Genomic DNA, 20401 nt, shown 5'->3' with positions numbered 1-20401 from the left:
CCCCGGATGAACGACCGGACGACGCCCGCGGAAGCCCTGGACCTCACCCTCGTACGCGACCACACGATCTACGCGTGCGTGATGGGCTCCCGGGCGTTCGGCCTGGCGACGGAGGCGAGCGACACCGACCGGCGCGGCGTCTACCTCGCCCCGACCCCGCTCTTCTGGCGCTTCGAGAAGCCGCCGACGCACGTGGAGGGCCCGCGGGAGGAGGAGTTCTCCTGGGAGCTGGAGCGCTTCTGCGAACTGGCCCTGCGCGCCAACCCGAACATCCTGGAGTGCCTGCACTCCCCACTGGTGGAACGGCTGACCCCGCCGGGCGAGGAGCTCCTCTCCCTCCGGGAGGCCTTCCTGTCCCGCCGGGCGCACACCACCTTCACCCGGTACGCGATGTCCCAGCACGTCAAACTCGTCGCCGACGTCCGCATCCACGGCGCCCCGCGCTGGAAGCACGCCATGCACCTGTTGCGCCTGCTCCTGTCCTGCCGCGACCTCCTGCGCACGGGCCGCCTGACGATCGACGCCGCCGAGCACCGCGACCGCCTCCTCGCGGTCAAGCGCGGTGAACTGAGCTGGCCGGAGGTGGACGGCTGGATGACCCGCCTCCGGGAGGAGTCCGACACGGCGCTGACCGCCACCCCCCTCCCCCCGGACCCGGACCACGCCCGCGTGGCCGACTTCCTCCTCCGCACCCGCCGCACCTCGGCCCTCGCCGAGGCACATCCGTAACCGCGACCCGGACCGGCCGCGCGCATGGGGATGGCCCCCGTCCCCTCCCGGTGCGGGAGGGTACGGGGGCCATCCGTAGGGGTCACACGCCGATCAGCGGTGGCCGACGAGAATGTGCACGTCCGCCGTACCCGCCCGGGTGATCGCCGCCGACTTCCCGGTGAAGTCGAGCAGCTGCCACCCTTCCCAGTTCCCGCTGGCATAGCGGATGTTGTGGAAGGTGGACCCGTCGGGCGCCACGCTGACGAACTGCGCATCGCCGTTGGCCATGCCGGTCACGCCGAGGCTGATGGCGCCCTGGATGCCGTAGACCGGGCTCCAGCCCTGCCAGTTGCCGTTCGCGTACCGGATGTTGTGGTACGTGCGGCCGTCGTTGCCGACCGCCATGAACTGGGCATCGCCGTTCGGCAGGCCCGCGACCGCGATGGCCGAGGCTTCGAACCCGTTTCCGCCCTCGTACCCGGCCAGCGTGTTCCAGGGCTGCCAGTTCCCGTTGACGTAACGGACCGTGTGGTACAGCTTGCCGTCGAGCCCGACGATCACCAACTGCATGTCGCCGTTCGGCATCGCCGCAGTGGCCACCGAGCGGGCCTTCACGGTCGTCACCGGGTTCCAGCCCTGCCACGTGCCGTTGACAAAGCGGGCATTGTGGTAGATGCGGTCATCGCCGCCGATGGAGATGACCTGTGCGTCACCGTTGTACATACCGGCGATGGCAGCCCCGCGCGACGCCCAGGGGGCGCCTCCGGGGGTCTTGAGCAGCTCGAAGGGACTCCAGTTGCCGCTGGTGAACCGGGCCCTGTGGTAGAGGTTTCCGTCGTTGCCGGCTCCCAGGACCTGCAGCGAACCGTCGGGGGTCGAGGTGACCGCCTGCTGGCTCCCCTGGAATTCCGTGGCAGTGGCCACGCCGTTCAGCTTGCCGAACGGGCTCCACTCGCCGCCGGCCGGTCGCGACGCGTGGAAGAACGCGCCGCTGTTCGACGGGTACGGGTCCTTGCCCGCCGTCACCTTGCCGTAGGACAGCCAGCCGGCGCCGCTCGCGTTGTCGCCGCCGTTCCAGGCGTAGACGCTCGCGCTTCCGTTGACGCCCGAGATGATGAGGTCGGCGTTGGCGTCACCGCTGAACGCACCGAACTGCATCGAGTGGTGGTGGGGCGTCAAGCCGTTGGACACCTGGCCCAGCGACTGCCAGCCGCCGCCGGTGTCACCGCCCCTGTTCAGCCAGACCTCGACCAGCCCGCTGTTGTTCTTGAGCAGGTAGTAGTCGGCCTTGCCGTCACCGTCGTAGTCCGCCCACCGCACGCGGTCCTTCTCGTCGGTGAAGCCGTTGGTGACCTTGCCCAGTGCCTGCCACCCGCCGGCGCCGTCACCACCCTTGTTCAGCCAGACGGAGAAGGCTCCGGTGTCCGCGAAGGTCAGGTAGTCGGAGCGGCCGTCGCCGTCGAAGTCGGCGAGCCGGACCTTGCGCTGGTCGGTCGTCTGACCGGCGGAAACCTGTCCCAGCGACTGCCAGCCGTTCGATCCGCCGCCCTTGTTCAGCTGGACCGTCAACGACCCGTTGGGGTTGATGAGCTGGTAGTCGGCCTTGCCGTCGCCGTCGAAGTCGGCGAGGCGGACCCTCGTACGGTCGGTCGTCGTCGTCAGACCGTCGGAGACCTGGCCCAGCCACTTCCAGCCGCCGGCGGCGTCACCGCCGTTGTTCACCGACACCGAGACTGCGCCGTTGTCCGCGATGGTGACGTAGTCGAGCTTGCCGTCGCCGTCGAAGTCGGCCCAGCGGACGCGGTCGTCATCGTTGCCGACCTCGTTGCCGGCCACCGGGACCGTCCCCAGCTGGGTGTCGATCACGAACTGGCCGCTGAAGGCGATTCCGTTGGCGTCGGGCGTCTTGCCGGGCCACGCCACGACCTTGCCGTCGGCCTTGCGGGACCACAGGTCGGGGATGTTGTCGCCGGTGATGTCACCGACCGAGCCGAGCACCGGGTACGAGGCCTGCGTGACGGACGAACCGATCTTCACCCGGCTGGCGGGATTGCCCCAGGTGGTCGGGTCGAGCTTGCCGTTGACGCCCTTGCTGCCGTACGTACGGAAGATGTCACCGGTGGCGTTGTCACGCAGCCACAGGTCGGGGATGGTGTCGTTGTTGACGTCGCCGGGGGCGATGACGGTGAACTTGTCCCAGTCGCCGTTGCCGACCAGGACCGGCCCGCCGTCGTTGTCCAGGGTCTTCTGCGCACGGTTGCCGTAGTACGCCCACAGCTGCTTGCCCTGCTTGACCAGCAGGTCGGGGACGCCGTCGCCGTTGAGGTCACCGGCGGCGACCATCTGTTCGGCGTTGTACCAGTGGTCGTCGCCGGTCCAGTTCTCGTCACCGAAGCAACCGGTCTCCTCGTCCTTGACCGGGCAGCTCACGCCGAGTCTGATCGGCTTGTCGTTGACGGTCCCCCTGCCGTCGTTCGGGTAGATCGACAGGACCTTCTTCTTCTCGTTCTCCACGTAGTGGAGGGAGACGAGGTCGTTGTACCCGTCCGTGCCCCAGTCTCCGCGCGTGTCGGTCTGGGTGCCCGTGAACGACACACCGCCGCTGGTGGCCACGGTGAACTTGCTGTTGCCCTGCCCCGCGTACGTGAACAGCTGGCCCTTCGCGTCGACGGTCCAGATGTCGCGGATCCCGTCGCCGTTGAGGTCACCCGGCAGGTCGCGCTCCTGGGAGCGGTTCGCGTAGAACGTGTACTGCTGGGTGTCGGAGCGGTTGCCCGCCTGGTCCACGCTGTAGGCATAGACCGAGTGGGGTCCGGATCCGGGCGGCGTGATGGCCACGCTCCCGCCGGGCGCCACGGGCTTCATGCGGGGCTCGAAGTCGGTGTAGTACCAGATCTGCTTCACGTCCGTCTCGCCGTTGGCGCTGAAGGTGAAGGTTCCCTCTTTACGGGCCGTGCCCGTGATCGCGGGCCAGCCGTCCTTGCCGTCCGGGAACTGGACCGAGCTGACCAGCGGCAGCTTGCTCGGGCGGGTCCGGTCGACGGTGAACTTGCACGTGGTCGACCAACCGGAGTAGTTGCCGTCCTGGTCCTTGGCACGGACGTTCCAGGTGTAGTCACCCGTGGGCAGCTTCTCCGTCGGAACCGCCCAGGTCGCCACCTGTCCCCGGTTGGCGGGGATCGACGCGGTCGCCACCGGGGTGCTCTGCCCCGGCTTGAAGACCTGGAAGTCGGCCTGGAGGTTGCCGCCGTCCGGGTCGTCGATCGTCGCGTAGACGCCGACGGCCGTGTTGCCGATCAGGCCGCCCGCGGTGCAGGAGGTCGCCGGGTCCGTTCCGAGGGAGGAGGGAATCGCCGGCGGGTTGTTGTACTCGGTCTCGATGGTCAGGGTCTTCGGGTCGAAGCGCTTCCAGCCGAAGGTGTCCGACTCGTTGCCCGCGAAGAGGCCGACCGTGACGCTGGACCAGCTGCCGGCAGCGGCCTGCCGTATCAGCGCGGTCGCGTCGAACTCCAGGTTGCCGGCCGCGCAGTCGCTTCCCCAGCCCTTGGACTCGTTGACCGTGGCCAGAGGGGCACCGCCGAGCTTGGCGGGCTGGTTGTTCCAGGTGGTCGCGGACGAGATCGCCCCGACGTTCCAGAGCTGTACGGGCCGGGCCTGGCAGGACCAGGACCAGGTGTTGCGCACCCGCAGGGTCGACTTGTTGACCTGCGTGCCCTTGATGTTCGACGTGTCGATCTGGAAGAAGGAGCGGGAGAGGCCGTTCGTCTCGTTCTCGTAGCCGACGCGGACGTCGTCCTTGCTGTTCCAGTACGAGTTGGACGGGTACTTCTTGTAGACCCGCGTCCAGTTCAGCCGGTCGCCCCAGGCCCAGGACGGGTCGATGAAGACGGGGTACTTGGTCTGCGTGCCGGTCAGCAGCGCCTGGTCCGGCTTGATCTCGAGCGTGCCGTTCGCCACCGTCGCCGGCATGTGCGCGTCCTGCGCACCGGCGGGCGGAGTGAACACGTCGGCGGGCGCCTCCCCCGCGGTCGTCGCGCTCATCGCGGCCGCCGACCGCGACGACATCGTCTTCGACGCAGGGGCGGCAGCAGGGGCTTCGGCCTTGCTGGAGTCCCACATCAGCGGCGACGGGCTGGTGAACACCGTCTGCCCCGCGGGGTTGACCGCCGTGATGGCGCCGGTCCCCGCGTCGGTGGACACGTTCAGACCGACCGTGTCGAGCTTGAACTTCAGCGAGGCGAGCTCGGGGTTGGCGGCCGCGGCCGCCGTCTTCACCACGAGCAGCTGCGAGAAGCCCTCGACCTCGGCCTTCACCTGGAGGTCGACGTCCGGCAGCACGTTCGCGTACGTCGCCACGTTCGCCGCCAGCGTCGGCTTCGGCAGCGCCTTCGGCCAGGACAGCGACAGCGTCCGCCCGTCCTTCACACCCGTCAGCAGCGGACCCGTACCGCCACCGGAGAAGGACACCGACACCGTGGCGGCCTTCGAGACGACCTTCCCGTCCGCCGCGAACTGCAGCGTCGGATCGGTCGCCACCCACGCACCATCGCGCAGCACGCGCACAGGCGTCCCGTATTTCTTTACCGACCATTTACCAGTCGGCAGTGCCCAGCGGTCCGAGGACTCGGTTCGGGCCGAAACCAACTCATAAGGCTGACCCGTCTCCTTGGCCTTCTTCAGAGCGAAATCCTCTTCGCTCATGGAGCCATTGGCAACCGGATCGCCGGTGGCCGCAACAGCGGCCGACGGCGTCAGGACAACCAATCCGGACGCCGTTATTCCGCCTATCAAGGCCAGAGAGATTCCGGCCGAAACAAGGCGTCTATCTCGTCGACCCCAACGGGGTCTCCCCTCCACCACGCAAACTCCCCACCAGTTGGTACTTGGCTGATTCCGCGCGCGACTCTACCTGGGGCGCCATCCATCACATGCATCCTTACCTGCAACTTCATTGAAGGATGGGCACAGGCGTCCGATTTAACCCAACAAGATCGCCTTTGGTTTCATTGGATGCGGACAGCGGCAATTCTTGCGGTCTGACGATGTATCTGGTGGCCCAAATCACCCTGTTAGTCTGCGCTCCGAAACAATTCCAATAGAGCAGTTGGGGTGGGGTGTGAGACGATTTCGCACACGGGGACTTTCGGCGGCTGTGGCCGCCGCGGTTCTCGTCGGCGTGCTGCCTGGTGCAGCAATAGCGGCAGAGTCCAAGAAAGGACCGTCGCTCCCGGGGCTGAAGCAGCCGAAGGCAGTTCCGGTGGGGAAGGTTTCCGTTGGGGGCGCCAAGCGTCCGGACGCGGCGGCCGACAATTCATGGAAGAAGCAGAAGCCGAAGGCGAGCTGGCCCGCGGCCGGCTCCGCCGAGGTTTCCCTGGCCACGGGCGGAACCGCGGGCAAACTGCCCGTGGCTCTCTCCCCGGCCGACACGGGGCTGGCGAAGTCCGCCCTGCTGCAGAGCGGCCCGGCCGCCGGTGTCTCCAACCCCGGCCGGGTCAAGGTCGCGGTGGCCGACAAGGCGGCCGCCCGCAAGGCCGGCGTCGACGGCGTCCTGCTCTCGCTCGGCCGCTCGGACGGCATCGCGAACCCCGTCCCGGCCAAGGTCGAGGTGGACTACAACTCCTTCCGCCAGGCCTACGGCGGCGACTACGCCGCCCGCCTCCACCTGGTGGAACTCCCGGCCTGCGCCCTGACCACTCCCGAACGCCCGGAGTGCCGGACCCAGAAGCCGCTGCAGACCAAGAACGACACCCGCACCGGCAAACTGTCCACCCGGGTCAGCACCCCCGCCACCACGGGCACCGCAGCCAAGTCCGGCCAGAAGGCGATGTCCGCCGCGGCCGCGGCATCCGGCGGCGCCATGGTCCTCGCCGCGACCGCCGGCGCCGCCGGCCCGACCGGCGACTACAAGGCGACCTCGCTCCAGCCCTCGGGCTCGTGGACCGCGGGCGGCTCGACCGGAGCCTTCAACTGGTCCTACCCGATCGAGGTTCCCTCCGTACCCGGGACCGTGGACCCCCAGATCAGCCTGGGCTACAGCTCCCAGTCCGTGGACGGCCGCATGGCGGCCTCGAACAACCAGGCCTCGTGGATCGGTGACGGCTGGTCCTGGGAACCCGGCTTCATCGAGCGCCGGTACAAGTCCTGCGAGGACGACAAGACCGGCGGCACGAACACCACCAAGGTCGGCGACCTCTGCTGGTTCAACGACAACGCCACCCTGTCCCTGGGCGGCAAGTCGACCGAGCTCGTCTACGAGGCGGGCAAGGGCTGGCACCCGGCCTCCGACTCCGGGGAGAAGGTCGAGAAGCTCACCGGCGCCACCAACGGCGACAACGACGGTGAGCACTGGAAGGTCACCACGACCGACGGCACCCAGTACTTCTTCGGCCTGAACCGCCTTCCCGGCTGGAAGGACGCCTCGACCCCGACCACCAACTCGGCCTGGACCGTGCCGGTCTTCGGCAACCAGGCGGGCGAGCCCTGCTACAACGCCTCGTTCGCGAACGGCTGGTGCCAGCAGGCCTGGCGCTGGCAGCTCGACTACGTGGTCGCCCCCGGCGGCGACGCGATGGCGTACTACTGGAAGACCGAGACCAACAACTACGGCCGCAACGTGTCGTCGACCACGGGCAAGGGCACGGTCACCCCGTACGTCCGCAGCGGCTGGCTCGACCACATCGACTACGGCCTGCGCTCCGACACCGTCTACAGCGCCAAGGCGATGGGCCAGGTCACGTTCGACGTGGCCGAGCGCTGCCTGACGGGCTGCGGCACCTTCGACGAGACGAACGCCAAGAACTGGCCGGACAGCCCGTACGACCAGTTCTGCAAGGACGGCTCCACGGAGTGCAAGAACCAGTTCTCCCCGACGTTCTGGACCCGGATGCGCCTGACCGGCATCAACACCAAGGTCCTGACCGGCGGCCAGTACAAGGACGTCGACTCCTGGGCCCTCGCCCAGGACTTCCCGCCCTCCGGCGACGGAATATCGACCCCGCTCTGGCTGAAGTCCATCACCCACACGGGTAAGGCCGGCGACGGACCCGACATCACGCTGCCGCCGGTGACCTTCGCGGGCGAGCAGAAGGCCAACCGCGTCGACAAGACCGGCGACGGCCTCGCCCCCTTCATCCGCCTGCGCCTCTACCAGATCACCACGGAGACGGGCGGCACCATCGGCGTCACCTACTCCCAGCCCGACTGCACGGACACGACCCTGCCCAAGCCGGACGAGACCAACACCACTCGCTGCTACCCGGTCAAGTGGGCCCCGGAGGGTCCGACCGCGAAGGTCGACTGGTTCAACTCGTACGTCGCCACCCAGGTCGTGGAAGGCGACAACCTCGCCGCCACCCCGGACAAGGTGACCTCGTACGACTACCTCGGCGGCGCCTCCTGGACCAAGGAGACCAGCGAGTTCAGCAAGGCCGAGAACCGCGTCCATTCCGTGGCGCGCGGCTACGAGCGCGTCCAGACCCGCACCGGCGCGGCCGGTGACCCGCGGCTCCTGACCGAGAGCCGCTATTTCCGCGGCCTCGACGGCAAGGACGTCAAGGACTCGACCGGCGCAGCCGTCACCGACCGCGAGGAGTTCGCCGGCAAGGCCCGCGAGAGCGTCACGTACAACGGCGACGACACCGCCAAGCCGATCAGCGCCACCTCGTACACCCCCTGGCGGTCGGCCGCGGTCGCGACCCGCACCCGCCCCGGGCTGCCCGACCTCGTCTCGTACAAGACCGGCACCGAGAAGGAGTCGACCCGCACCACCGTCTCCACCGGTACCCGCACCACGGAGAAGGTCCAGCACTACGACGAATACGGCATGATCGACACCGTTTCCGAGACCGGCGACACCGCCAAGACCGGGGACGAGAAGTGCACCACCACCAGCTACGCCCGCAACACCGGCAGCTGGATCCTCGGCAGCGTCAGCCGCGTCGAGACCGTCGCCGTCCCGTGCGGCACCACGGTCAACCGTCCGGCCGACGTCGTCTCGGACACCCGCACCTACTACGACAACGCCGCTCTCGGCTCGGTTCCGGGCACCGGTCTCGTCACCAAGACGGAGACGATCAACGGCAAGGGCGACGGCTACGACGTCCAGTCGACCGTCCCGAGCACGTGCGGGCCCGCCAAGAACCAGCTCTGCTACGACGTCTACGGACGCCGGCTCGCCGCGGCCGACGCCTACGACAAGGTCACCACCACGGCGTACACCCCGGCGACGGGCGAGGTGCCCACGTCGACGGTGTCGACCAACGTGAAGGGGCACGTCACCACGACGGTCAGCGACCCCTACCGGTCGCAGCCGCGCCAGGTGACCGACGCCAACAGCAAGGTCACCACGACCGAGTACGACGCGCTCGGCCGCCTCGCCAAGGTCTGGCTGCCCACCAGGTCGGCCACCACGTACCCCGACTCGCCGAACCAGTCGTTCGAGTACCTGATCCGCAACGACGGCCCGATCGTCGTGACGACCAGGATGCTCACCCACGACAGCCAGTACTCCACGAGTTACTCCATCCGCGACGGCCTGCTGCGCCAGCGGCAGACCCAGCAGCCGTCCCCCGACGGCGCCGGCCGACTGCTCACCGAGGTGTCCTACGACACCCGCGGCCTGGCCTGGCGCAACTCCGGCACCTACTACGCCGCCGGGACCCCGGAGGCCGTCCTGGTCACCGGCCAGGAGCTGAACTACCCGGCGTCCACCGACACCGAGTACGACGGTGCCGGCCGGACCACCGCGGTCATCTCCAAGAAGTTCGGCGACGAGACCAAGCGCACCGTCACCAGCTACACCGGTGACACCACCACGGTCGTCCCGCCCCAGGGCGGCACCGCCACGACCACGGTCGTCGACGCGCTCGGCCGGACGGTCGAGCTCAAGCAGTACACGGACGCGGCGCGCACCGCCTCCCAGTCCACGCTCTACAGCTTCAACAGGCTCGGCCAGCTCGAGCAGTTGACCGACCCGTCGAACGCGAAGTGGAAGTACGCCTACGACGTCCGCGGCCGCAAGGTCCAGACGGACGATCCCGACAAGGGCCTCAGCACGACCGCCTACGACAAGGGCGACCGGGTCACGGACGTCACCGACGCCCGGGGCGTCACGCTCCACACCGACTACGACGACCTGGGGCGCAAGACCTCGGTCTCGAAGGACGGCACCCGCCTCACGTCGTGGGAGTACGACACCGTCGCCAAGGGCCAGGCCTCCAAGGCGACCCGCTGGATCGACGGCCAGGCGTACGAGTCGGCCGTCACCTCGTACAACAGCCTGTACCAGCCGACCGTCACCCAGGTCACGATCCCGGCGTCCGCCGAGACCGGGACGCTGGCCGGCACCTACAAGTGGACCACCTCGTACAACCCGAACACCGGCCAGGTCATGTGGACCAAGCAGCCGGCCGTCGGTGACCTGCCCGCCGAGACGGTCACCAACGGCTACACCGCCGTCACGGGCCTGCTCGACAGCGTCGGCGCTGGCACCGACCCGCTCGTCTCGGCCACGACGTACGACCACTACGGACGCGCGATCCGCCAGGAGTCCGGTGAATTCGGCCGGCACGTGTGGACGACCACCGAGTACGACGAGCACACCGGCGCCGTGAACCGCTCGTACGCCGACCGCGAGGTCGCGCCGCAGCGGATCGAGGACACCAAGTACGGCTACGACCTGTCCGGCAACATCACGTCCATTGCCACGGCCACCGGCCAGGACGCCCTGCGCAGCACCGACACGCAGTGCCTCCGGCTGGACGCGCTGGGCCGGATCACCGAGTCCTGGACCAACACGGGTGAGCAGTGTGCCGCGGCGCCCTCTCCCTCCGTGGTGGGCGGCCAGGACGCGTACTGGAACACGTACACCTACGACGCCCTCGGCAACCGGAAGACCGAGACCAACCACAAGACGGCCTCGGGTCCGGCCTCCGACACGCTGCGCACCTACGCCGCTCCGACCGCCGGCAAGCACGACCTGCCCAAGGTCACCCAGACCGGCACCGCGCCGCATGACGAGACCTTCGCCTACGACGCCGCGGGCAACACCAGGACCCGCAAGATCGGAGGCGCTGCCGAACAGACCCTGAACTGGGACGACGAGGGCCACCTGGCCTCCGTCACCGCCGGCGCCACCGAGGTGGCCCGCTACCGCTACACGCCGGAGGGTCAGCGCCTCCTGAACAAGGACGCGACCGGGACCACGCTCTACCTCCCGGCCGGCAACGAGCTCCGCCTCGCGTCGGGCAAGCTCACCGGCACCCGGTACTACGCGGCGGGCACGGAGACCGTCGCCATGCGGACCGGCACCAAGCTCGCCTTCCTGCTCAACGACCACCACAACACCACGACCACGCAGATCACCGCCGACGCCGCGCAGGCCGTCACGCGGCGCAAGACCACCGTCTTCGGTGGCGCGCGCGGCAGCAAGCCCGCCGACTGGTCCGGGGACAAGGGCTTCGTGGGCGGCACGAACGACGGGGCCACCGGCCTCGTCCACCTCGGGGCCCGCGAGTACGACCCGTCGGTCGGCCGGTTCATCTCGGTGGACCCGGTCTTCCTGACGGACGACCCGCGTCAGCACAACGCCTACCAGTACGGCAACAACAACCCCGTCAACAACGCGGACCCGACCGGCGAGGCGCTGGAAGAGTGCGCGAGCGGCATGTACAAGTGCCACAACGGCAACGACCCGTACGACTACGGAAATCGCTACGAGACCATCGTGAACGCCGTGGGCGGCACCCTGGCCCCCGACTACGTCGAGCGCAAGCAGCGCGAACGCTCGGCCTGCCGCCACGACCCCGACTGCAAGGGCGGCGGCTCCTCCGGCTCGTTCGGTTCGAGCAGCCGGCACTCGGAGGCGCCCAAGCCGAAGCCCAAATCGCACCGCAGTGTTCTGGACACCATCTCCGGTGGCCTCAAGAACGCATGGGACGCGACCAAGAACTCGGCCGTCGGGCAGTGGGTCGGAGACCACTGGGACGACATCAAGGTGGGTCTGACCATCGCCGGGTTCGCGGCCTGTCTCATCGCCACGGTCGGGACCTGCATGGTGGTGGGAGCCGCCATCGCCGTCACCAAATTCGGCGGTGACTGGATCGCCACGGGCAAGGCCGACCCCACGGCGCTGGCCAAGGACCTGGCCTGGGTCGCCGTCGGCGGAGGCGCCGCGGCAGCGTTCGGCCGGGCCACCGGAGCCGCACAGACGTGGTCGCAGGCGTACAAGACCAACGCCTTCGTCCGCGAGCCGTCGGTGCGCCTGGTCACCCCTGCCAACAGCCTCAAGCCCGCCGTCATGCACCAGACGACCCGGGTGAGGTGGGGCGACACCACGGCCAACATGAGCGTGAACGCCGGATTCAACACCATGTTCTGCGGTTCGGGGAACGCCAGCCTCGGCGCCATCGGACAGGGACATGGGGGGTACAAGGGCTCCTGCTAGAAAGAACGCGTACGGTCCGGCACGGGGCTCTCGCCCCGTGCCGGACCGGCCATCAGCAATCCGACAAGGGGTACGGCCATAAAACCGACGCGACCGAAGACTTTGCGGCGCACATCGTTCACGGCGCTTTCGGTGCTGTTCACCGCCCTTTTCGGTGGCGCCGCCCTCGTGATCGGGGTGGTCATGGCCTCCGACGGCCTTGACCGCGCCGCCCTGGAGGTCATGGCCGCCTGTCTGGGCGTGGTCGCCTTCTGCCGCCGGATCACCGGATCGCGCATCGTCCTCGACCGGCGGGGGGTGACCATCGTGAACCCGGTGTTCACCTACGAGGTCCCGTACCGGTACGTGGCCAGGGTGGAGAACGACCGGCGGGGCAACCTGGTCGTCACCACCTCCCAGGCGGTCGAGATCTCTTCCGTCGGGTACGCGGGCTCGATCATCGACAACTTCGTCGGGAGCACCGACAAGGCCGTGGCGCAGATCAAGGCCGCGCTCGCCGAGCGGCGCGACCTCCGCGGGGACGCCGCCCCGGTCCGGCGGTGGACGCGGGCATGGGTGGCCGACGTCTGCACGGTCGGGATGGTCGTCTGCGTCGTGCTGGCCCTCGTCGCCGGCCCCTGACCGGAACGCACCCGCCAGAGCCCCCGCCGGAGCGTTTCCGGCGGGGGCTCCCGCTTGTACGGCTCGACCTTGTGCGGCCCGTCCCTGTAGGGCCCGTCACACGTCCCAGAGGGTGCCGAACGTGAGGAGTTCGGTCCGGTACTCGATGCGGGCCTCCCAGTCGCGGGGCCAGACGTCCGCGCCGAGGTGGGCGCCGGCGAAGGCGCCGGCCAGGCAGGCGATCGAGTCCGAGTCGCCCTTCGTGCAGGCCGCTCGGCGCAGGGCCGTCAGGGGTTCCTCCGGGAAGAGGAGGAAGCACTGGAGGGCCGTGGCGAGGGCCTCCTCCGCGATCCAGCCGTCGCCCGTCGTCAGGCACGGGTCCGTTTCCGGGGAGGGGGACTTCAGCGCCGCCGTCAGGCGGTCCAGTACCGCCAGGCACTCGTCCCAGCCCCGGGCCATGAAGGACTCCGGCGAGGCGTCCGACGCCGTGCGCATCCAGAGGTCGCCCAGCCAGCGCTCGTGGTAGCGGGTGCGGTGGTGCAGGGCGTACGAGCGCAGCTGCCCGACCAGGCCCGTCACCTCGGTGCCCTGCGCGAGGAGGTGCACCGCCCGGGCCGTCAGGTCGGAGGCCGCGAGGGCCGTCGGGTGGCCGTGGGTGAGGGCCGACTGGAGCTGGGCCGCGCCGGCGCGCTCCTCCTCCGTCCAGCCGGGGACCAGGCCCACCGGGACCACTCGCATGTTCGCCCCGCAGCCCTTCGAGCCGGTCTGGCTCGCGTCCCGCCAGTCCCGGGAAGGGTCGTTCAGCAGGCCGCACGCCCGCAGGCAGGTGTTGCCGGGCGCCCTGTTGTTCTCCGGGGAGTGGTACCAGGCCACGAACTCCTCCCGGACCGGGCCCGCGAGGAGACCGGGGTCCAGGGGCCCGCGCTCCCCCGCCGTCCGTATGCCGCGCGCCAGGGCCAGCGTCATCTGGGTGTCGTCCGTGACGATCGCCGGGTTCGGCAGCCGCATCCCGCGCCACGGGCCGGTCTTCGCCAGGATCGACGGGACGTCGTTGAACTCCGTCGGGAAGCCCAGCGCGTCGCCCAGGGCGAGGCCGATCAGGGCCCCCGTCGCCGGCCGCTTCTTCGGAGTCAGGGTCATTTCGGGTGTCCTTCCGTGGGACGGAGCAGGGGCGGGTGGAGGGCGGTCGCCGGGCCCGCCCGGTACAGCGCGGCCGGTTTGCCGCGGCCCCCGGTCAGGCGGGCCGCCCCCGGAACCGCCTCGACGAAGCCGGGCGTCGCCAGCACCTTGCGGCGGAAGTTGGGGCGGTCCAGGGCGGTGCCCCAGACGGTCTCGTAGACGGACTGGAGCTCCCCGAGGGTGAATTCGGGCGGGCAGAAGCCGGTGGCCAGGCAGGTGTACTCCAGCTTCGCGCCGACCCGGGACCGGGCGTCCGCCAGGATCAGCGCATGGTCGAAGGCCAGGCCGGCCGCCTCCGCCACCGGCACCCAGCGCGCCTGCGTCGCGTCCCCGCCGCCCTCCGCCGCCGGCTCCGGCATGTCCGGGACCAGGGCGGTGAAGGCCACCGAGACCACCCGCATCCGCGGATCGCGGTCCGGTTCGCTGTACGTGCGCAGCTGCTCCAGGTGCAGCGCGGCGACGACCGCCTGCGACAGGCCGGTCTCCTCCGCCAGCTCCCGGCGGGCCGCCGTCTCCGCGGACTCCCTCGGCAGCACGAAGCCGCCCGGGAGCGCCCAGGCCCCCTCGTACGGCTCCTGCCCGCGCCGGATCAGCAGGACGTGCAGCGCGCCGCCCCGGACAGTGAACACCGCGAGGTCGACCGTCACCGCGAACGGCTCGAACGCGTGCGGGTCGTAGGCCGCCGTCGTCATCGGTGCTCCGGCAGCGGGTCCGCGAACTGCCAACCGCCGGCCAGCAGTGCGTCGACGGCCTGGACGGCCTGCGCCAGCCGCGCCCCGCGGTCCCCGCGCACGGTCAGGAAACGCCTGCCGGTGGCCGCGAGTTCCGTGCGGAAGCGTTCCGTCATCCAGGGCCGCAGGTGCTCGCCGTCGCGCAGCCCGTCGTCCTCGAAGGGCACGTCCGCGTGGTCCGTCAGCAGGTACAGGTCCCGGTGGGTCAGCGCGGCGATCTTCTCGACCTCTTCGCTCCGGCCTCCCGTGTACCGCTCGTGCCAGATGCCCGTCGCGAAGGAGTCGGTGTCGCAGATCAGCACCGGCGAGCCCGACCGCGCCGCCCGCTCCTCCTCCGCGTCCTGCCGCCGTGCGATCACCGGGAACTCCTCCGATCCGAAGGAGACGTCCTCCCAGGTCGCCGCCGGGTCCGCCGCGCGGGCCGCCGCCAGCTTCTCCTCGCTGTAGGTGCGCCCGTACTCCGCGACCCAGCCCGTCCCGGCCCACACCCCGCCCCGCGCCCGGTAGTGGTCCGCGAGCGCCCGCGACAGGGTCGTCGTACCGGTCGACTCGGCGCCGAGCACGACGATCCGCCGGGTCAGGGCCGCGCGTACGCCGGGACCCAGGAACTCCCAGTTCCCGACCGGGTCGGCCCGTACCGCCGTACCGGAGACGGGGAAGCGGGTCCGCCCCGGGTCTACGCAGACCTCCTCGGCCCCGAACCGCCGGGCGAGCTCCGCCCCGTACTCCTCCGAGGTGAAGACGGCGTCGACGCGCCCCGGCACCGCGCCCCGGAAGACCGCCATGTGCGCCTCCCAGACGGCCGGGTCGTGCAGGTCGACCGGGATGTCGTCGACCGCGCCGACGACCTCGGCCCCCGGGTGCGCCTCGCGCATCCAGGCCACCCGGTCGGCGAGCGGCACCGATTCCACCGAGGCCGCGCACACCAGCACGGTCAGCCGCTCGCACTGCTCCCGGGCGGTGCGCACGAGGTGGTGGTGGCCGGCGTGCGGCGGGTAGAACTTGCCGAGGACCAGGCCGTGGGCGTAGCGCCGCTCGCCGCTCATGCCGTCGCCTCCGCCGCCGTACGGGCGCCGCGCACCGGCATCGTCCGGCGCCAGCCGAGCAGGCCCACCACGCAGAGCGCGAGGAAGCCGGCGTACAGGACCGAGGTCAGGTACAGCCCCTTGTACGCGTAGAGCGGGATGTAGACGAGGTCGGCGGCGATCCACAGCCACCACGACTCGACGAGCTTGCGGCACTGGCCGTAGGTGGCCATGAGCGAGAGCCCGGTGGTCAGCGCGTCCCAGAACGGGACGGTGGAGTCGGAGACCCGGCTCAGCAGGAGCGTGAGCCCGAGCACCCCCACCGCCCCCGCCGCGGCCAGCACGGCCCATTCGGTGCGCGTGGTGCGGCGCACCGGCAGGGCCTCGGCGGTTCCTGGTCCACCCCCGTGGGTCCAGGACCACCAGCCGTACGCGGCGAGGGCGATGAAGACGATCTGGAGTCCGGCGTCGGCGTACAGGCCGGACTGGGCGAAGAGCACGATGAAGAAGACGTTGTTCGCGATGCCGATGGGCCAGTTCGCGACGTGCTGCCGGGCGACGAGCCAGACGCACAGGGCTCCGGTGGCGAAGCCCAGGATTTCGGTCCAGCTCATGACGGCCGACCCCCCTCGTTCTTTAATAGTCATGTTGACTATAAACAGCGGGGCGGGTCCCTGACAAGCGAAAAGCCCGCAGTGCCACGTGGGCACTGCGGGCTTCTCCCAGCCGTTGGGCGAGGGCTACAGACCGACCTCGCGCATGAGCATGCCGACCTCGGTGTTGGTCAGGCGGCGCAGCCAGCCGGACTTCTGGTCGCCCAGCTCGATCGGGCCGAAGGAGGTCCGTACGAGCTTCTCGACCGGGAAGCCGGCCTCGGCCAGCATCCGGCGGACGATGTGCTTGCGGCCCTCGTGGAGGGTCACCTCGACCAGGTAGTTCTTGCCGACCTGGTCGACGACGCGGAAGTGGTCGGCGCGGGCGTACCCGTCCTCCAGCTCGATGCCGTCCTTGAGCTTCTTGCCGATGTCGCGCGGCAGCGGGCCGGTGATGGCGGCGACGTACGTCTTCTTCACGCCGTACTTCGGGTGCGTGAGGCGGTGGGCCAGCTCACCGTGGTTGGTGAGCAGGATGATGCCCTCGGTCTCCGTGTCGAGCCGGCCGACGTGGAACAGGCGGGTCTCGCGGTTGGTGACGTAGTCGCCCAGGCACTGGCGGCCGTCCGGGTCCTCCATGGTGGAGACGACGCCGGCGGGCTTGTTCAGCGCGAAGAACAGGTGCGACTGGGTGGCGACCGTCAGGCCGTCCACCTTGATCTCGTCCTTCGGCTGGACGCGCTTGCCCTGCTCCAGCACGATCTCGCCGTTGACCTCGACGCGGGCCTGCTCGATGAGCTCCTCGCACGCGCGGCGCGAGCCCATGCCCGCACGGGCGAGCACCTTCTGCAGGCGCTCGCCCTCCTGCTCGGCGCCCGGGAAGGTCTTCGGGGTCTTGATCACGGGCTTGTCGGCGTACCGGTCGCGCACGCGCTCCTCGATCCGCGCGTCCAGCTCGCGGGGGCGGGACTGGCCGCTGCGGCTGCCGGGGCCGCGGCGCGGGCCGCCGGCCCCGCCGATGCCGGGGGTCTTGGAGGTGCGGGGACCGCCCTTGGCGCCACCGCGCGCCGCGTCGCCGCGGGCACCGCCGCCGCGGTTGCCGTCGGCCGCGCCGCGGGCACCGCCACCGCCGGCCTTGGCACCGCCGCGGCCGTTGCGCTCGCCCTCGGGGCCGACGTCGTAGCGGCGCTCCTCGGGGCGGGGGTTGCGGATGCGGGGCGCGGGCTCGCGGTCGCGGTCGGAGCCGCCGCCCTGGTAACCGCCACCGCCGCCGCCCTGGTAACCGCCGCGGGAGCCGCCGGAGCTGCCGCCGCGGGAGCCGCCCTGGTAGCCGCCGCCGGAGCCGCCGGAGCTGCCGCCGCGGGAGCCGCCCTGGTAGCCGCCGCCGGAGCTGCCGCCGCGGGAGCCGCCTCCCGAGCCGCTGCCGCCGGAGCCGCCACCGCGGTAGCCGCCACCGCCGCCGCTGGAGCTGCCGCCGCGGGAGTTACCACGCCCGCCGCCGCCACCGCCGCCGCTGTTCCTGTTGCCACCGTTGCCGTTGCCGCTGCTTCGCATCAAAGTTCCGTCGTCTTGTCGTCTTCATCGGTATCCGGTGCATCCGGATCGAACGACGGAACACCCTCTTGCGTCTCGGCTTCGATCGCGTCCGCCTCGGGGAGGAAGGGCGCGAGCTCCGGGAGCTCGTCCAGGCCGCGCAGGCCCATCCGCTCCAGAAAGTAGTTCGTCGTCCTGTACAGGATCGCACCTGTTTCGGGTTCCGTGCCCGCCTCGGCCACCAGACCGCGCTGGAGCAGGGTCCGCATGACACCGTCGCAGTTCACTCCGCGGACCGCCGAGACCCGTGATCGGCTCACCGGCTGGCGATACGCGACCACCGCCAGAGTCTCCAGGGCCGCCTGGGTCAGCCGGGCCTGCTGCCCGTCCAGCACGAAGCGCTCGACGGCGTCGGAGTACTCCGCGCGGGTGTAGAACCGCCAGCCGCCGGCGACGAGCCGCAGCTCGAAGCCGCGCCCCTGGACGGTGTACTCGTCGGCCAGCTCGCGCAGGGCGTCCGCGACCTCCCGCGGGGTGCGGTCCAGCACCTTGGCGAGGTGCGCCTCGGTCGCGGGCTCGTCCACGACCATCAGGACGGCCTCCAGGGCGGGCTTCAGCTCGAGCCCGGCCACGTCGCTCATTCCTTGACCTCCACGATCCGGTCGAACTCGTCGGTGACGGTCGGCATCCCGTCGCCGTCCCCGCCGCTCCAGCGGACGGTGAGCGTCATCAGGGCCTCCTCCTGGTCGAGGACCACCGCCTTCTCGCGGTAGAGCTCCAGGAGGGCCAGGAAGCGCGCGACGACGGTGAGGGTGTCGTCGGTGTCCTCGGTCAGCTCCTGGAAGGTTGCCTCGCCGCGCGCCTTGAGCAGCGCGACCACGACCGCGGCCTGTTCCCGGACGCTGACGAGCGGGGCGTGGATGTGGTCCACGTACACCTGGGGCTTCGCCTTGGGCTGCATGGCCTTGACCGCGAGCCGGGCGAGGCCCTCGGCGCCGATGCCGATGACGACCTCGGGCAGCAGCTCGGCGTGGTGGTCCTCCAGGCCGACGGTGCGCGGGTGGCGGCGGCCCTCGTCCTCGGCGCGCCGCTCGAAGATCTCGGCGATCTGTTTGTACGCGCGGTACTGGAGCAGCCGGGCGAAGAGCAGGTCGCGTGCTTCCAGCAGCGCGAGGTCCGCCTCGTCCTCGACCTCGGCGGCCGGCAGCAGGCGGGCGGCCTTCAGGTCGAGGAGGGTGGCGGCGACCACGAGGAACTCGGTCGCCTGGTCTAGGTCCCAGTCGGGGCCCATGGCACGGATGTGCGCCATGAACTCGTCGGTCACCTTGGAGAGGGCCACCTCGGTGACGTCGAGCTTGTGCCGGGAGATCAGCTGGAGCAGGAGGTCGAAGGGCCCCTCGAAATTGGCCAGCCGCAGCGTGAACCGCCCGTCGGACTGCGCCCCGACGGCCGCGGCCGGGTCCTGCACGGCGGCAGACGCCTTCGCCGCGCCCTCCACGGGCTCCTGCGGGGCCCCGGCGGGGGCCTGTACGGGCGCGGGGTCCTCGATGGGGTCCTCGCCCGGCCCCGGCGCCACAGGCCCCTCAGGGGCCGCGTGGGGGTCTCGCGGCCCGGACGCGGCCTGGGCGCCCGGCCCGCGCCCCAGACTGCGGCGGGCGGGGCGGCTGGGATCTGCGGGAGCGGGCATCACGGTCCAAGGCGGTACGGAGGGGGTGTCGGTCGGCCGGAGCCAGCCCCAAGGCTGCCACGCCCCGCCCACCTCCCTCCCCCGGACCCGCCCGGAGGACGGAAGCCGCAGAGCCGGAAGCGGCGGGGGGCGGGGTGGGGGGCGGGAGCCGCCGGGGCGGGAGCGGGAGGTCGACCGGCGGGACGGGGGCGGCAGCCGCCGGGGCGGAAACGGGAAGTCGACCGGCGGGACGGGGGGCGGCAGCCGCCGGGGCGGAAACGGGAAGTCGACCGGCGGGGCGGGGGGCGGCAGCCGCGTGGGCCGGAGCGGGAAAGTCGATCGGCGGATCAGGGGGCAGGAGACGCGGGAGCGGGAGCGTGCAATCCCCACCGGGGCTGCGGTCAAGGCAGGCCCGGTGCCCGCCCTCCTCGCCTTCCGACAGCCCGTCACGGGCCCGACTGTCGGATGTGGCACCGGTCACCACGGGTGTGAGGGCCCACCGGCCCGAAATCCCCGCCAGGTCGGCATCAGCCACCGTCACGACCAGCGGTCAGGTCCGCAAGTGACGCGCAGGGCGGGCACAGGGGGTAGAACGACGAACGGAGCGTCTCAAGGCGCGGGGAAGACGGCCCGCAGGCCGCGTCCGGCATCAGGCCCGGCGGGCAGGGGCGGCTTCGGGCCTGCCCGCAGGATCACACCCCGCACTCCACCGACACCGCCCCACCAGAGCCACCACCATCACCACCCCGCACAACCAGCAACCGCCTACCGGCGGCCGGAAGCGACGCGCAGGGCAGGCACACGGGGCAGAACAACGAACGGGGCGTCTCAAGGCGCGGGGAAGACGGCCCGCAGGCCGCGTCCGGCATCAGGCCCGGCGGGCAGGGGCGGCTTCGGGCCTGCCCGCAGGATCACACCCC

Annotated in this window: 11 protein-coding genes; 3 read left to right on the top strand and 8 right to left on the bottom strand. The window is 70.8% G+C overall.

Translation table 11 applies throughout. The annotated features are described in order from the left end of the window. The first annotated feature begins 6 nt into the window (after positions 1-6). The gene (locus ACFYZS_RS36375) at positions 7-729 is read left to right on the top strand and encodes a DNA polymerase beta superfamily protein (RefSeq protein ID WP_389022522.1); all 723 of its coding nucleotides are present in this window, start codon (positions 7-9) and stop codon (positions 727-729) included. A gap of 93 nt (positions 730-822) precedes the next feature. On the opposite strand, the gene ACFYZS_RS36370 is transcribed toward ACFYZS_RS36375, so the two are convergent. Then, positions 823-5247, bottom strand: a complete 4425-nt coding sequence (locus ACFYZS_RS36370; RefSeq protein WP_389022519.1) for an FG-GAP-like repeat-containing protein — start codon at positions 5245-5247, stop codon at positions 823-825. Positions 5248-5968: 721 nt separating this feature from the next. Here ACFYZS_RS36370 and ACFYZS_RS36365 point away from each other — a divergent pair. Then, complete coding sequence (locus ACFYZS_RS36365; RefSeq protein ID WP_389022516.1) at positions 5969-12154, top strand: RHS repeat domain-containing protein; 6186 nt, start codon at positions 5969-5971, stop codon at positions 12152-12154. A 132-nt stretch (positions 12155-12286) separates the two neighbouring features. Next, entirely contained in the window at positions 12287-12775 is a 489-nt protein-coding gene (locus ACFYZS_RS36360; protein ID WP_389022513.1) for a hypothetical protein, read from the top strand. Positions 12776-12871: 96 nt separating this feature from the next. Here the strand turns inward: ACFYZS_RS36360 and ACFYZS_RS36355 are convergent, their stop codons facing one another. From ACFYZS_RS36355 to ACFYZS_RS36325, 7 genes are all read right to left on the bottom strand, one after another. After that, a complete protein-coding gene (locus ACFYZS_RS36355) occupies positions 12872-13894 on the bottom strand; it encodes an ADP-ribosylglycohydrolase family protein (protein ID WP_389022510.1) in 1023 nt (340 codons plus the stop codon). After that, positions 13891-14625, bottom strand: a complete 735-nt coding sequence (locus tag ACFYZS_RS36350) for an NUDIX domain-containing protein (protein ID WP_389022508.1) — start codon at positions 14623-14625, stop codon at positions 13891-13893. The genes ACFYZS_RS36355 and ACFYZS_RS36350 overlap by 4 nt, the downstream gene beginning before the upstream one ends. Next, on the bottom strand, positions 14622-15710 hold the full coding sequence (locus ACFYZS_RS36345) for an AAA family ATPase (protein WP_389022505.1): 1089 nt from the start codon (positions 15708-15710) through the stop codon (positions 14622-14624). Before ACFYZS_RS36345 ends, ACFYZS_RS36350 begins: the two co-directional genes overlap by 4 nt. Continuing rightward, the gene (gene pnuC, locus ACFYZS_RS36340; RefSeq protein ID WP_389022502.1) at positions 15707-16303 is read right to left on the bottom strand and encodes a nicotinamide riboside transporter PnuC; all 597 of its coding nucleotides are present in this window, start codon (positions 16301-16303) and stop codon (positions 15707-15709) included. The genes ACFYZS_RS36345 and pnuC overlap by 4 nt, the downstream gene beginning before the upstream one ends. 126 nt (positions 16304-16429) lie before the next feature. Next, entirely contained in the window at positions 16430-17836 is a 1407-nt protein-coding gene (locus ACFYZS_RS36335) for a pseudouridine synthase (protein WP_389022500.1), read from the bottom strand. After that, positions 17836-18456: an SMC-Scp complex subunit ScpB gene (gene scpB, locus ACFYZS_RS36330; protein WP_389022497.1), complete on the bottom strand. Its 621-nt coding sequence runs from the start codon at positions 18454-18456 to the stop codon at positions 17836-17838. Before scpB ends, ACFYZS_RS36335 begins: the two co-directional genes overlap by 1 nt. Then, entirely contained in the window at positions 18453-19502 is a 1050-nt protein-coding gene (locus ACFYZS_RS36325) for a segregation/condensation protein A (RefSeq protein WP_389022494.1), read from the bottom strand. The genes scpB and ACFYZS_RS36325 overlap by 4 nt, the downstream gene beginning before the upstream one ends. Positions 19503-20401: the final 899 nt, after the last annotated feature.

Origin of the sequence: Streptomyces sp. NPDC001903 (genome assembly GCF_042891345.1) — a bacterium.
In the GTDB taxonomy this organism is placed as follows: domain Bacteria; phylum Actinomycetota; class Actinomycetes; order Streptomycetales; family Streptomycetaceae; genus Streptomyces.
This window is presented reverse-complemented; position numbering and strand designations above follow the sequence as displayed.